Origin of the sequence: Pseudoflavonifractor sp. 524-17 (genome assembly GCF_009935845.1) — a bacterium.
Lineage (GTDB): Bacteria > Bacillota > Clostridia > Oscillospirales > Oscillospiraceae > Pseudoflavonifractor_A.
Map to the genome: position 1 here is coordinate 1 of NZ_QWEK01000072.1, position 13,176 is coordinate 13,176.

The 13,176-nt window shown below is 60.6% G+C and carries 13 protein-coding genes; 11 read left to right on the forward strand and 2 right to left on the reverse strand.

What is annotated here, in order from left to right:
• Positions 1–83: 83 nt before the first annotated feature.
• Complete coding sequence (gene guaA, locus D1159_RS17370; protein ID WP_161846876.1) at positions 84–1,625, reverse strand: glutamine-hydrolyzing GMP synthase; 1,542 nt, start codon at positions 1,623–1,625, stop codon at positions 84–86.
• Between the two features lie 257 nt (positions 1,626–1,882).
• Between guaA and D1159_RS17375 the strand changes: the two genes are divergently transcribed.
• The 11 genes from D1159_RS17375 to D1159_RS17425 all read left to right on the forward strand — a co-directional run bounded on the left by D1159_RS17375 (position 1,883) and on the right by D1159_RS17425 (position 11,402).
• Positions 1,883–2,254 (forward strand): GNAT family N-acetyltransferase, encoded by a 372-nt coding sequence (locus tag D1159_RS17375; RefSeq protein ID WP_243152367.1) that lies wholly within the window; start codon positions 1,883–1,885, stop codon positions 2,252–2,254.
• Positions 2,226–2,639 carry an HD domain-containing protein gene (locus D1159_RS17380; protein WP_243152368.1) on the forward strand — a complete coding sequence of 138 codons (414 nt, stop codon included), beginning with the start codon at positions 2,226–2,228 and terminating at the stop codon, positions 2,637–2,639. The genes D1159_RS17375 and D1159_RS17380 overlap by 29 nt, the downstream gene beginning before the upstream one ends.
• A 280-nt stretch (positions 2,640–2,919) precedes the next feature.
• Positions 2,920–3,363 (forward strand): SpoVA/SpoVAEb family sporulation membrane protein, encoded by a 444-nt coding sequence (locus D1159_RS17385; protein WP_161846877.1) that lies wholly within the window; start codon positions 2,920–2,922, stop codon positions 3,361–3,363.
• A 227-nt stretch (positions 3,364–3,590) separates the two neighbouring features.
• Entirely contained in the window at positions 3,591–4,346 is a 756-nt protein-coding gene (gene larE, locus D1159_RS17390) for an ATP-dependent sacrificial sulfur transferase LarE (protein WP_161846878.1), read from the forward strand.
• Positions 4,347–4,367: 21 nt separating this feature from the next.
• Positions 4,368–5,132 (forward strand): nickel pincer cofactor biosynthesis protein LarB, encoded by a 765-nt coding sequence (gene larB, locus D1159_RS17395; RefSeq protein WP_161846879.1) that lies wholly within the window; start codon positions 4,368–4,370, stop codon positions 5,130–5,132.
• Positions 5,129–6,370 (forward strand): nickel pincer cofactor biosynthesis protein LarC, encoded by a 1,242-nt coding sequence (gene larC / locus D1159_RS17400; RefSeq protein ID WP_161846880.1) that lies wholly within the window; start codon positions 5,129–5,131, stop codon positions 6,368–6,370. The genes larB and larC overlap by 4 nt, the downstream gene beginning before the upstream one ends.
• Positions 6,370–7,992 carry an ABC transporter substrate-binding protein gene (locus D1159_RS17405; protein ID WP_161846881.1) on the forward strand — a complete coding sequence of 541 codons (1,623 nt, stop codon included), beginning with the start codon at positions 6,370–6,372 and terminating at the stop codon, positions 7,990–7,992. Before larC ends, D1159_RS17405 begins: the two co-directional genes overlap by 1 nt.
• Before the next feature lie 40 nt (positions 7,993–8,032).
• On the forward strand, positions 8,033–9,025 hold the full coding sequence (locus D1159_RS17410) for an ABC transporter permease (RefSeq protein ID WP_347563721.1): 993 nt from the start codon (positions 8,033–8,035) through the stop codon (positions 9,023–9,025).
• Positions 9,022–9,843: an ABC transporter permease gene (locus tag D1159_RS17415; RefSeq protein ID WP_161846882.1), complete on the forward strand. Its 822-nt coding sequence runs from the start codon at positions 9,022–9,024 to the stop codon at positions 9,841–9,843. The genes D1159_RS17410 and D1159_RS17415 overlap by 4 nt, the downstream gene beginning before the upstream one ends.
• A gap of 9 nt (positions 9,844–9,852) precedes the next feature.
• Entirely contained in the window at positions 9,853–10,791 is a 939-nt protein-coding gene (locus D1159_RS17420; protein ID WP_161846883.1) for an ABC transporter ATP-binding protein, read from the forward strand.
• Positions 10,792–10,841: 50 nt separating this feature from the next.
• Positions 10,842–11,402, forward strand: coding sequence for an ATP-binding cassette domain-containing protein (locus D1159_RS17425; protein WP_347563722.1), 561 nt, complete (start codon positions 10,842–10,844; stop codon positions 11,400–11,402).
• Between the two features lie 321 nt (positions 11,403–11,723).
• On the opposite strand, the gene D1159_RS17430 is transcribed toward D1159_RS17425, so the two are convergent.
• Positions 11,724–13,176 (reverse strand): helix-turn-helix transcriptional regulator (locus D1159_RS17430; RefSeq protein WP_161846884.1); only part of this gene is annotated, 1,453 nt, incomplete at its 5' end.

A 13,176-nucleotide genomic window follows, 5' to 3' on the forward strand; every position in this document is an offset into this window, starting at 1 on the left:
ACGCAAGGTCACTTTTTTCTATGGCGTAGGCTAAGTGTTATTGCCCTTTACAGGATAAATCACATTGCCCTACGACACTGAAATCATTCCCACTCTATCGTGGCTGGAGGTTTACTTGTGATATCATATACAATTCGGTTAATTCCCGGCACTTCATTTACAATTCGGGTGCTGATTTTATCCAAAACATTGTAGGGGATACGGGCCCAGTCGGCAGTCATGAAATCGGATGAGGTAACGGCGCGGAGGGCCAGGGTATAGTCATAGGTTCTGCCGTCGCCCATAACGCCCACAGAGCGGGTATTTGTCAGCACGGCAAAGTACTGATCGATGGACTGGGACAGGCCGGCAGCAGCCAACTCCTCCCGATAGACAGCATCGGCTTCCCGCAGTATATCCAGCTTCTCTTTCGTAAGATCGCCAATGACCCGGATGGCCAGGCCGGGGCCGGGAAAGGGCTGGCGGCTGACCAGATACTCCGGCAGTCCCAGCTCCCGACCCAGCTGGCGCACCTCGTCTTTAAACAGCAGGCGCAGGGGCTCAATAATTTCCTTAAAATCCACATAGTCCGGCAGTCCGCCCACATTATGGTGGCTTTTAATCACCGCAGCATCCCCCGCTCCCGACTCGATTACATCGGGATAGATGGTTCCCTGGGCCAGAAAGTCCACCCGGCCGATCTTTTTCGCCTCTTCCTCAAAAACGCGGATAAACTCTTCCCCGATGATCTTGCGCTTATGCTCCGGCTCGCTGTGGCCGGCTAGCTTCAGCAGAAAGCGTATTTCCGCATCCACGCGCACAAAGTTCATCGTCCACTTAGCAAAGGCGGCCTCCACCTCGTCTCCCTCATTTTTGCGCATTAGCCCGTGGTCTACAAAGACACAGGTGAGCTGGTCTCCGATGGCTTCCGCCAGCAGGGCGGCGCAGACCGAAGAGTCCACCCCGCCGGACAGGGCCAAGAGCACCCTTCCTGCCCCCACCTTCTCTCGGATCTGGCGGATGGCGGTTTTCTTATAGTCCCCCATGCCCCAGTCCCCTGCCGCGCCGCACACCCGGTAGAGGAAATTGTGGATCATGGCCACGCCGTTCTCACTGTGGTTGACCTCCGGGTGATACTGCACGCCGTAAAATCCCCGGTCCTCATCGGCGATAGCCGCGTTTGGACAGGCATCCGTGTGGGCCGCCAGGACAAACCCTTCCGGTACCTGCTCCATATAGTCCCCATGGCTCATCCAGGACATGCCCTCCTCCAGAAGACCGCAGAACAGCTTGCAGCTGGTATCATAATAAGTCTTCGTCTTTCCATACTCTCTGGCTGTGTCCGATTGGGCGGGAACCACCCGTCCCCCCAGCATGTGGGCCATAAGTTGGCAGCCATAGCAAATACCCAGCACCGGTATCCCGAGGCGGAAGAGTTCCGGATCTACCTGGGGCGCTCCCTCGCCATAGACACTGTTGGGGCCTCCGGTGAAGATAAATCCGATGGGCGCCATGGCCTTCAGCTTTGACAGAGGCGTGGCATAGGACTTTACCTCGCAGTAGACCCCGCACTCCCGCACCCGGCGGGCAATGAGCTGATTATACTGTCCTCCGAAGTCCAGCACGATTACCAGTTGATGGGACATATTCTCTTCTCCCCTTTTTCTGAATCAGTATCGTCCTATTCTATCCCAAAGCCGGTTCTATGACAATACGCTCCTCAGCCTTTTTCGTTATCCGCTATCCCATTTTATCCGCCTTCCCCGTCCGTCTATTTTACTTCTTTTCTTGAAAGCGAACGGCATCAGCCGCCCGAACCCCTTGTGTTGCAACGGTTTTATGGGTTCTAGCGGTGATTGGTACACAAAAAGTACACAAGTGCTTTGGTTGAGTTGCTTGTGCTATGGTGCTATACTTCTTTGCGTATTACTCGACAAATTTGGATTTTGGGGGAAATATAGAATGTAAGCGGCTTCCGTTTGATAGATTTTATTCAATATATCAAGAGCAGATAAGCAATAGGCATTATTATTGCCTTATTTGTGAGTATGAAGAGAATGTAATTGGAGTATTGAATTTAAGGTCTGAGGATCAATTACATCATTCAGAATGTATTGCAGAGATTATGGAGTTTGCTGTTGATGAAGCATATAGGAAACAGGGGATAGGAAAAGAGATGTTTACAAATGCTTGTCAACTTGCGAAAGTTTTGGTTGTACGCAAATTGAAGCAGCTTGTAATCAGCTTTGGAAAGACACACACCGATTTTATTTAAGAGAGGGAATGCACAACTTCCATATGCAGAAATTCTGGCAGAAAAATACGGGGCAGATAAGGAAATTGTCATGATTGCGGCTTGGCTGCATGATATTGCTTCGATTACAGATTATAGTCTCTATGAGCTTCACCATATCCATGGGGCAGAAATGGCATATCTTATTCTAAAAGAATATGGTTATGATGACAAAAAGATTTCATTGGTACAAAAATGTATCAGAAATCACAGAGGCAGTGTCAGCCTGGAAGAATTATGTGTTGCGGATGCAATCTCAAACTTTGTTAGTGTGCCGAGTCTCTTATATTTAGCCTACGTTCAAAAATGTATGGGAATTGAAGAAGGCAAGACATTTGTAAAAGACAAGCTGACGAGAAGTTTTTAAAAACTATCTGCTGAAAGCAAAAAGCACTATCAAGATAAATTTAAAAAGGTTATGGAAGTTTTAGGTTGACAGCTTCCGATTTATCGCTTTCCCTCACGGACGCTTTCCCCGAAAGTGTCATAGTGGATGATGCAGTAAAAAAGGACAAGACAAACCGTTGTGGTCTGTTTTGTCCTTAACTTTTTATGAGGTCTCGCCTTTGGCGGCGCGGCGGCATAGTTTGATAGAAATTGGGTCAGACTAGGGGCAGCGGAACAGAATGGAAGGAGGTATCGTTAAAATGGACATGACCAATCAGGAGTACGACGCATATGTAAGAGGAAAGGCCAGGCCCTCCCCGCTGTGGAAGGACTTGATCTGGGCGTTCTGTGTGGGCGGGGCGCTGTGCGCCGCAGGGCAGGGCCTGCGCAATTTCTATCTGGCCATGGAACTGGAGGAGGATGTGGCGGCGGGAGCGGTGTCGGTGAGCTTTATTTTCCTGGCCGCCCTGCTCACTGGACTGGGCATTTTTGACAATATTGCCAAACATGCCGGGGCGGGGACGCTGGTGCCTATCACCGGCTTTGCCAATGCGGTGGTCTCCCCCGCGCTGGAGTTCAAAAGCGAGGGGTTTGTGACAGGAATGGCGGCCAGAATGTTCCAGGTCGCCGGGCCGGTGCTGGCTTTCGGTATTTCGGCAAGCGTGATCTACGGGATTATCTTGGTGGTATTCTGGAGCTTTTAAGGGGGATTTTACCACCCAAACGCTTGACAAACAGGGAGAATTAAGGCATAATAAACTCAGTTTTCGCCCTGTACCATCTGGAGACCGGCAGGAAGCCGGCCAGAGCGGCAGAAGCCGCGCCGGGGGCGGAGGGCCTGCTTTCTATGCTCGTATTTTCAGGATACCAGGAAGGTATCCGCTCTCAGTGGAGAGCGGGTGCCTTCTTTTTTTCTGCTTGGGGGGATTATATGACACTGGAGGAATTTTTCCGGCAGGCGCCCCGGGCCGCTGTGGCCTTTTCCGGCGGCACGGACTCCGCTTTTTTGCTGTGGGCGGCGAAACACTATGGCTGTGCCGTCCGGGCCTATTATGTCCGCAGCGCGTTTCAGCCAGGGTTTGAGGAGGCGGACGCCCGCCGGCTGGCGGCCGAGATAGAGGTGCCCATGACGGTGGTGGAGGCGGACATTCTGAGTGTGCCTGGGGCGGCGGCCAACGGCGCGGACCGGTGTTATCACTGCAAGCGGGCGCTGCTCTCTGCGCTGTGCCGCCGGGCGGAAGCGGACGGGTATCCTGTGGTGCTGGACGGCACCAACGCCTCTGACGACGAGGGGGACCGCCCGGGGATGAAGGCCCTGGCGGAGTTGGGAATCCGTTCTCCCCTGCGGGTGTGCGGCATGACCAAGGAGGCGGTGCGGCGGGCGTCCAGGGCGGCGGGTCTGTTTACCTGGGACAAGCCGGCCTACGCCTGCCTGGCCACCCGGGTGCCGGTCGGAACGGCCCTGACGCCGGAGCTGCTGCGCCGGGCAGAGGAAGGGGAGGCCGCCCTGTTCCGGCTGGGGTACCGGGATTTCCGTCTCCGGCTGCTGGGAGAGGGGGCGCTGCTTCAGGTAACAGCGGAGCAGCTGCCCCGGGCCGCAGCGGAGAGAGAGGGGATCCGGGCCGCCCTGAGCCCCTGGTTTTCCCAGGTTTTTTTAGATTTAAAAGCCAGGACGCCGTCCAGGTGAACAGCAAAAGGGGAGGATGTTATGGACAGCCGGAGAGACAGTTTGAATTTGCTGCGGCAGGTGGCGGCAGGAGAGGTGGCCCCGGAGGAGGCCCTTCTGTCCCTCAAGCGCGCTCCCTTCGAGGACCTGGGATACGCCAAGGTGGACCTCCACCGGGGCGTCCGCCAGGGGGCGGCGGAGGTGATCTACGGGGCGGGAAAGACGGCGGAGCAGATTGCGGGCATCGCCGCCGCCATGGGGGCGCGGGGGTGCGGCAACATCCTCATCACTCGCATGGATTCACAGACCGCCGCCGCCGTGGGGGAAGCGGTGCCCTTGGAGTACAGCCAAGAGGCAAAACTGGGAGTGGCCTTCCCCCGGGCTGTGCCCCGCCTGGGGAAGATTGTGGTGGCTGCCGCCGGCACCAGCGACATCCCGGTGGCGGAGGAGGCCGCCCTCACCGCGGAGGCCATGGGAAACCGTGTGGTGCGGCTGTACGACGTGGGAGTGGCGGGGCTGCACCGCCTGCTGTCCCGTCTGGACGAGCTGATGGACGCCCGGTGCGTGGTGGCCGTGGCGGGGATGGAGGGGGCGCTGGCCTCGGTCATCGGCGGGCTGGTGGACTGCCCGGTGGTGGCGGTGCCCACCAGTGTGGGCTACGGCGCCAGCTTCGGCGGGCTGTCCGCTCTGCTGGCCATGCTGAACTCATGCGCCTCCGGGTGCAGCGTGGTGAATATCGACAATGGGTTCGGCGCGGGCTATCTGGCCAGCCGGATCAATCAGATGGAGGGACTGAAAGAGCCATGAGAACACTGTATTTGGAGTGCAATATGGGCGCGGCGGGGGATATGCTGATGGGCGCCCTCTACGAGCTTTTGGAGGACGGGGACAAGGCCCGTTTCCTGGACGCCATGAATTATCTGGGCCTGCCGGGAGTGGCGGTGGAGGCAGTGCCGGGGTCTGCCTGCGGCATTGCAGGCACTCATATGCGGGTGACGGTAGACGGCGCGGAGGAGCATGAACCTGTTCATGCGCACAATCACGGACATCATCACGGCCACACCCACGGCACGGAGGGCCATTATCACCACGCCGGCCCGGGCCATATCGCCCGGCTCATTGACGGTCTGCCCCTGCCGGAAGCGGTCAGAATCCACGCCAAAGAGGTCTACAACGCCATTGCCCAGGCGGAGGCCAGGGCCCACGGACGGCCGGTGGAGGAGGTCCACTTCCACGAGGTGGGGACCCTGGACGCCGTGGCCGACGTGGCGGGGGTGTGCTACGCCCTCCACCTGCTGGCCCCGGCGCGGATTGTGGCCTCCCCGATCCATGTGGGCAGCGGGACAGTGCGCTGCGCCCACGGCGTTATGCCGGTGCCGGCGCCGGCCACGGCGGCGCTGCTGACGGGGCTCCCTGTCTACGGCGGGGCCATTCAGGGGGAGCTGTGTACCCCCACCGGGGCGGCGCTGCTGGCCCACTTTTCCACCGCCTTCGGCCCCATGCCCATGATGGCGGTAGAGAAGGTGGGCTACGGCATGGGAACCAAGGAGTTTGAGCAGGCCAACTGTGTGCGGGCCTTCCTGGGAGCGTGCGGAGCAGCGGGCCGGGGGGAGATGACAGAGCTGGTGTGTACCATTGACGATATGACGCCGGAGGCCCTGGCCTTCGCCGCCGCCCGCCTGCTGGAGGAAGGGGCCTTGGATGTGTACACCACCCCGGGGACCATGAAAAAGGGCCGTCCCGGCTATGTGCTGACAGCGCTGTGCAGCGGGGAGCGGGAGGAGGCGCTGGCCCGGGAGATGCTCCGCCACACCACCACCAATGGCCTGCGGGTGCGCCGGTGCGGGAAGTACTTCCTTACTCCGGGAACCGCCCAGGCGGACACGCCCTGGGGGCCGGTCCGGCTGAAGACCGCCCAGGGATTCGGCGTCACCCATGTGAAGCTGGAGTTTGAGGACGCCGCCGCCCTGGCCCGTGCCAACCAGCTCCCTTATGAGGACGTGGTCCGGGCGGCGCTGAAAAACCGGCAGAAAGAGGAGCGGTGATGAAAAAGCGATCTGGAAGACCGTGGAGCAGGGCGTTTTTGGCCCTTGCTCTGGGGGCGGGACTGCTGTCCGGCTGCGGGAGCGCCCACCCCTCCGGGAGCGGCGAAGCGGGCGGACCGGAGGGGGATCAGGTCATTATTGCGCTGAATGCGGCGGCGGAGCCGGCGGCAGGGTTTGACCCCTGCCTCGGCTGGGGGGCGGGGGAGCACGTCCATGAGCCGCTGCTCCAGAGTACCCTGACAGTGACCAACCCGGACCTGACCATCGGCTATGACCTGGCCACCGGCTGCGCCGCCAGCGAGGACGGCATGACGTGGACGGTGACCATCCGGGAGGGGGTGAGGTTTACCGACGGAACGCCCCTGGCCGCCGCCGACGTGGCCTTTACCTATAACACCGCGAAGCAGACCAGCACCGCCGGCGACTTCACTATGCTGGACCACGCCCAAGCGGTGGACGACGCCACGGTGGTCTTCCATATGACCCGGCCCTTCTCCATCTGGCCCTACACCATGGCAGCTGTGGGCATCGTGCCGGAGCACTGCTATGACAGCGCTACTTACGGACAGGCCCCCGTGGGTTCCGGCCGGTACCTCCTCAGGCAGTGGGACAGGGGCCAGCAGGTGATTCTGGAGGCCAACCCGGACTACTATGGGGAACCGCCGAAGATCAAGCGGGTGGTGATTTTGTTCATGGAGGAGGACGCAGCCTTCCTGGCGGTCCAGGCGGGACAGGTAGACGCGGCGGACACCTCCGCCGTCTACGCCGGTCAGACGCCGCCGGGGTATACCCTCCTGGCCTGCGCCAGCGTGGACAACCGGGGGATAAACCTCCCCGCTGTGCCTGCCGGCATTGACAGCCAGGGCAGGACGGCAGGCAGCGACTTTCTGGCCGACGTACAGGTGCGCCGGGCCATCAACATAGGCATCGATCGGCAGGAGATGATTGGCCACGTGCTCAACGGGTACGGTTCCCCGGCCTACAGCGTGTGCGACGGCCTGCCCTGGTACAGCGAGGCGTCTCAGGTGGCCTACAACCCGGCGGAGGCCGCCGCCCTGCTGGATCAGGCGGGTTGGACGATAGGGGCCAAAGGGGTGCGGGAGAAGGACGGAGTAACCGCTGCCCTCCACCTGCTCTATCCCGCCGGGGATTCCGTGCGTCAGGCTCTGGCGGCGGAGCTGGCCAACCAGCTCCGCCGGCTGGGCATCGACGCCGCCATGGAGGGAGTGGGCTGGGACACCGCCTACAGCCGGGCCCTGTCGGAGCCCATGATCTGGGGCTGGGGGGCCCACACGCCCATGGAGCTGTACAACCTTTACCACACAGACAAAGAGACCGGTACAGCGGCCTACTCCCCCTACGCCAACCCGGCGGTAGACGGCTATATGGACCGCGCCCTGGCCAGCGGCAGCGCGGAAGAATCCTACACGCTGTGGCAGAAGGCTCAGTGGGACGGCGTCACCGGTATTACCCAGCAGGGGGATATCCCCTGGGTGTGGCTGGTGAATGTGGACCACCTCTATTGGGTGCGGGAGGGGCTCCAGGTGGCGGAGCAGAAGCTCCACCCCCACGGCCACGGCTGGTCCATTGTGAACAACGTGGACCAATGGTGCTGGTCCTGAACCGGGCTCAAAGGGAAAACGAAGGAAAGGAGTGGGCGGAGTGGGCGGCTGGATTCCATGGATTGGAAAGAAGCTGCTGCGGGGGACGCTGCTGCTGTTGGGGGTGAGCGTGGTGACCTTTACGCTGATGACATGCTCCCCCCTGGACCCGGTGCAGGCCAATGTAGGCCAGGCGGCGCTGGGCAGCATGAGCGGAGAACAGCTTGACCGGCTGGAGGCCCACTGGGGAAAAAATACTCCGCCGGTCCAGCGCTACCTGAGCTGGCTGTCAGATTTTGTCCGGGGGGACATGGGCATCTCTCTGCGCTACCGCCAGCCGGTGCGCCAGGTAATGGGCCAGCGGCTGGCCAACTCCCTGTGGCTGCTGGCGGCGGCGTGGGTGCTCTCCGGCCTGTTGGGCGGGGCGCTGGGCGTGATAGCCGGGGCGTGCCGGGGCCGCCTGCCGGACCGGCTGATCCGGGGGATCTGTCTGGCGCTGTCCAGCACCCCGGGGTTTTGGCTGGGCCTGCTCCTTGTGCTGATCTTCGGGGTGTGGCTGCGGGTGCTGCCGGTGGGCTTCTCCGCGCCAATCGGGGCGGAGAGCGCCGGAATCACGCTGCTCCAGCGGCTGCGCCATGGGATTCTGCCGGCGGCGGCGCTGAGCCTCACTGGGGCGGCGGACATCGCCCTGCACACCCGGGAGAAGATGGCGGATGTGATGGAGTCCTACTTCATCCGCTTTGCCCTGGCTCGGGGGGCGTCCATCCCCGCCGCGGTGCTGCGCCACGGCCTGCGCAATGTGGCCCTGCCGGGGCTTACCCTGCAATTCGCCTGTCTTGGGGAGCTGCTGGGGGGCTCGGTCTTGGTGGAGCAGGTCTTCTCCTACCCCGGGATGGGACAGGCCGCAGTGGCCGCCGGCCTGGGGAGCGATCTGCCCCTGCTGATGGCCATTACAGTGGTGAGCGCCGCCCTGGTGTTCGGCGGTAATCTTACCGCCGATGTGCTGTGCGGTCTGGTGGATCCCCGCATCCGGAGGGGAGGGATCCTGCCATGAGGGTGTGGAATCGCCGGCAGGCTGCCCTTGTATTTTTTGCCCTGGCATCGGCGGTCCTGCTGGCGGTGGCGCTGTGCGGACCGCTGCTGGCGGGGCGGGCCGCGGAGACGGATTTTTCCCGGAAAAATCTGCCTCCGTGTCTGGCCTATCCCTTCGGGACGGACTGGCTGGGCCGGGATATGCTGGCCCGGACCCTGGCGGGGCTGTCTCTGAGTATCCGCCTGGGGGGCCTCACCGCCGGGGTGAGCGCCCTGGCGGCCCTGACCCTGGGGACGGCGGCCGCCCTGTGGCGGCGGGCGGACTGCGCTGTCTCCTGGCTCATCGATCTGGTGATGGGCATCCCTCACATTCTGCTGGTGATGCTCATTGCCCTGGCCTGGGGGCGGGGCTTTGCCGGAGTGACCGCCGGGGTGGCCCTGAGCCACTGGCCCGTCCTGGCACGGGTGATCCGGGGGGAGATCCTCCAGCTGCGCCAGGCGCCCTATTTTTTGGCGGCGGAAAAGCTGGGCGTGTCCTGGGGACAGATGATGAGAAACCACCTGCTCCCCCATATGCTGCCCCAGTTCTTTGTCGGACTGGTGCTCCTGTTTCCCCACGCCATTCTCCACGAGGCCAGTATTACTTTTCTGGGCTTCGGCCTGCCGCCGGAGCAGCCCGCCATCGGTATGATCCTGTCGGAGAGCATGGGCTATCTGGCCGCCGGGAGGTGGTGGCTGGCCCTGTTCCCCGGCGGGGCGCTGGTACTGGTGGTGCTGCTCTTTGCCGGCGTGGGAGAGCGGCTGCGCCGGCTGCTGGATCCGGCCAGCATACACGAATAGGGGGCGTTTATGGAAGTACTGCTGGAAATTCAAAATCTGTCTGTCTCCTTCACCCAGTATGAGAGGGGCCTGCGCCGGCGCACGGTGTGGGGCATCCGGGATCTGTCGCTGACCATCAGGCCGGGTGAGATCGTGGCGGCGGTGGGGGCGAGCGGGTCGGGGAAGAGCCTGCTGGCCCACGGAATTCTGGGCCTTCTGCCCTACAACAGCCATATGGCGGGGGAGATCCGCTGGCTGGGGGAGCCGCTGACGCCCCGGCGGCTGAAAACACTGCGGGGGAGAGAGATTGCCCTGGTGCCCCAGGGCGTGACCTATCTGGACCCGCTGATGAAAGTGGGGCCCCAGATCCGGCATGGCTGGCGGGACGCCGCCGCCCGCGTCCGGAGCCGGGACGCCCTGGGCCGGTACGGTTTGGGGCCGGAGACTGAGGGGCGCTATCCCTTTGAGCTGTCCGGCGGAATGGCACGGCGGGTGCTGCTGGCCGCGGCGGTGTTTTCGCCCCCTAAGCTGGTCATTGCTGATGAGCCCACCCCCGGCCTGGACGCCAGAGCCGCTGCCCGGATGATGGGCCACTTCCGGGAGCTGGCCCAGGGCGGGGCGGGGGTGCTCTTCATCACCCACGACCTGGAGCTGGCCCTCACCGTGGCGGACCGGGTGGCAGTCCTCTACGGGGGGGAGACGGTGGAGGAGGCCCAGGCAGAGGATTTTGCCGCGGAGCGGCTGCGCCATCCCTACACAAAGGCCCTGTGGCGGGCGCTGCCTGGGAATGGCTTTCTCCCCCTGGACGGCACCCAGCCCCCGCCCGCCGGCGGGTGGACCGGGTGCCGCTTCGCCCCCCGCTGTCCGCACTGCCGGCCGGAATGTAAAAAGGAAGAAGTCATCCCGTACCGGCCGTGGGCAGGAGGCCGTGTGCGCTGTCTAAATCCGGAAGGGGGTGAGGAGCCATAAGTCTGGAGGCAAAGGATATTACATTTTTCTACCGCCGGAACAGCCCGCCGGTGCTGGCGGGGGTGAATCTTACCGTGGCCCCTGGGGAGCGGGTGGGGCTGAGCGCGCCCAGCGGCCGGGGAAAGACCACCCTGTGCCGTCTGCTGGCGGGATACGACCAGCCGGACCGGGGGACGGTGGCGCTGGATGGCAGGCCGCTGTCCGCTTACAAAGGGGCCTGCCCGGTGCAGATGATCTGGCAGCACCCGGAGGGCGCGGTGGATCCTCTGATTCCCCTGGGGAGAACGCTAGCGGAGGGCAGGCCGGCAGAGGAGCGCCTGCTGGCGGCGCTGGATATCGCCCCTGCCTGGCTGGAGCGCTATCCGGCGGAGCTGTCCGGCGGGGAGCTGCAAAGGATCTGCATTGCCCGGGCTTTGGGCCCCCAGACCTGCTTTCTGCTGTGCGACGAGATCACTGCTATGCTGGACCCTATCACTCAGGCCCAGATCTGGCGCTTTCTGCTGGAGGAGACCGCCCGCCGGAGGCTGGGCCTGCTGGTGGTCAGCCACAGCAGGCCGCTGCTGGAGCGGGTGTGTACCCGGATAGAGCATCTTCCTGCGCCCACTCGTTAAGACTGGCAAAATGGGTGCGCACAGCTCGCCCATCGTTTACATGACAACCAACATTAGTCCGGAGAGATTGCAAGCCGCTTATGATGCCGTTGGCCGGTAGCCTGCCGGCAGTGATAGCGATATGGTACAAATAGAATTGATACCTTTCACTTTACAATTATAGGGACGCTGATTCAGCCTTAATCAATGTCGTGCATTTTCAAGCATTTCCAGCTTTCTACAGCTTTTGCTGATACAAATTCACACAGGTTGAAATAGGTTCGCTTGTGTACGAATGCCAGGGGTATTGCTGATTTTGCAAACTCCTCAATAAACGAGAATTCAGCGAATAACTTTTTCAAACCGGAACATTCTGTCTGGAAATTGCTCGTCAAGCCCTTCGGCTCCCGAATCAGGATCGTTGGGATTAGGATGGAATTTGTTGAAAAACTCCACAATGTGAAACCCGCATCGATTTACATAGAAGTGGATATTGCGCTGCTCAAAATACGGTGTCACTGTCTCCCAAATCTTCACCTCGGGATATAGCTTTTCAACTGCACACCACGCAGCATATCCAATCCCCCTGCTGTGAGCAAACGGAGACACAAATAATAAATCTAAATCTCCTTTTTCGCCCTCGGTCTGGATGACAACTCCGCCGACTTTTTTGCCGTCGGACACAATCCGATAGGCTTCTCCGCCATCAATAGACTGTTCAATCGTTTCCCGCGAAATGATTTGACCGTCTGCTTCAAAATGGTTATCCCGAAGGCCAAACTCTTCCATTGCTCCGTAGTTGAATGCCTCTTGATTGTCTGTGATAAATTGCTCTCTATCGCTATTTTCCAGCGGAAGCAATTGTATAATAACTTTCATCCTTGTTACTCCTGTAACCTCAGATTTGTCGAATTGCACCATGCAAAGTATAACACAAAGCCGACCAGCGTTCAACCCTCGTTGTAGGGCTGTCACCATTGTAGCAAGCAGTGCATTTGTTCCCACAAAGGCTCGAAACAGCGGCTCCCGGCTCCGTTCCGGGGACTGCGGTTTTTCCGAGGGAACGGGGGCGTCCCCGTCAAAGGTTTCTCCCTCCGCTCTCCCCGCCTGTTTCCGAAAATCGTAGAAGTCGCTCAGGAAGACCGGGAACTTGCTTTTCCAGAGGGCGTATTCCTCATCGGTCAATTCTCCGGCATCGTGCAGGGCGCAGGCTTTCATAAATCCCAGAATGCGGTATTGGAGCAATGCGCCCGGATTTCTCGTAATGGCGTCTATGTCCGGCTTGAAATTATCCATCGCAATACTGTCACGGAATACAAAATGGATATGCCCATCAACTTCTGTCGGGTACAATCCGTAAATCTCCTCCAGCTTGTATAGCGCCTGTAACGCTCCTTCCATATCCGTGATTTTTTCACCGCTGATGGCGGCATAGTTGACCCGGAGTTTTCCGGCGATTTCATGGAGCATCATAAAATCCGGCACACGGTTCCCCAACTCATAATTCCTGATGGCGGACTCGCTGACCTTACAAAGGCCGGCGAGTTCTTTTTGAGTCAGTCCCGCCTGCTGGCGGTAAAAACGGATGCGCTCCCCCTTGTACGGAGCGTAGCGACGCAAACGGCCCGGACTTTCGCAAGTCTGGGCCGTAGCCTCGCAGAGCGCACGATACATGGTCGCAGACCATGTATAGAAGTGCGCCTTATCTGAGATCTCAGATAAGGAATAGCGAATTATCCGGCGTTGCAAGGCGCAGAAAGGCCCCAACGCCAGAACACGTTGAGGCAATGTCGGA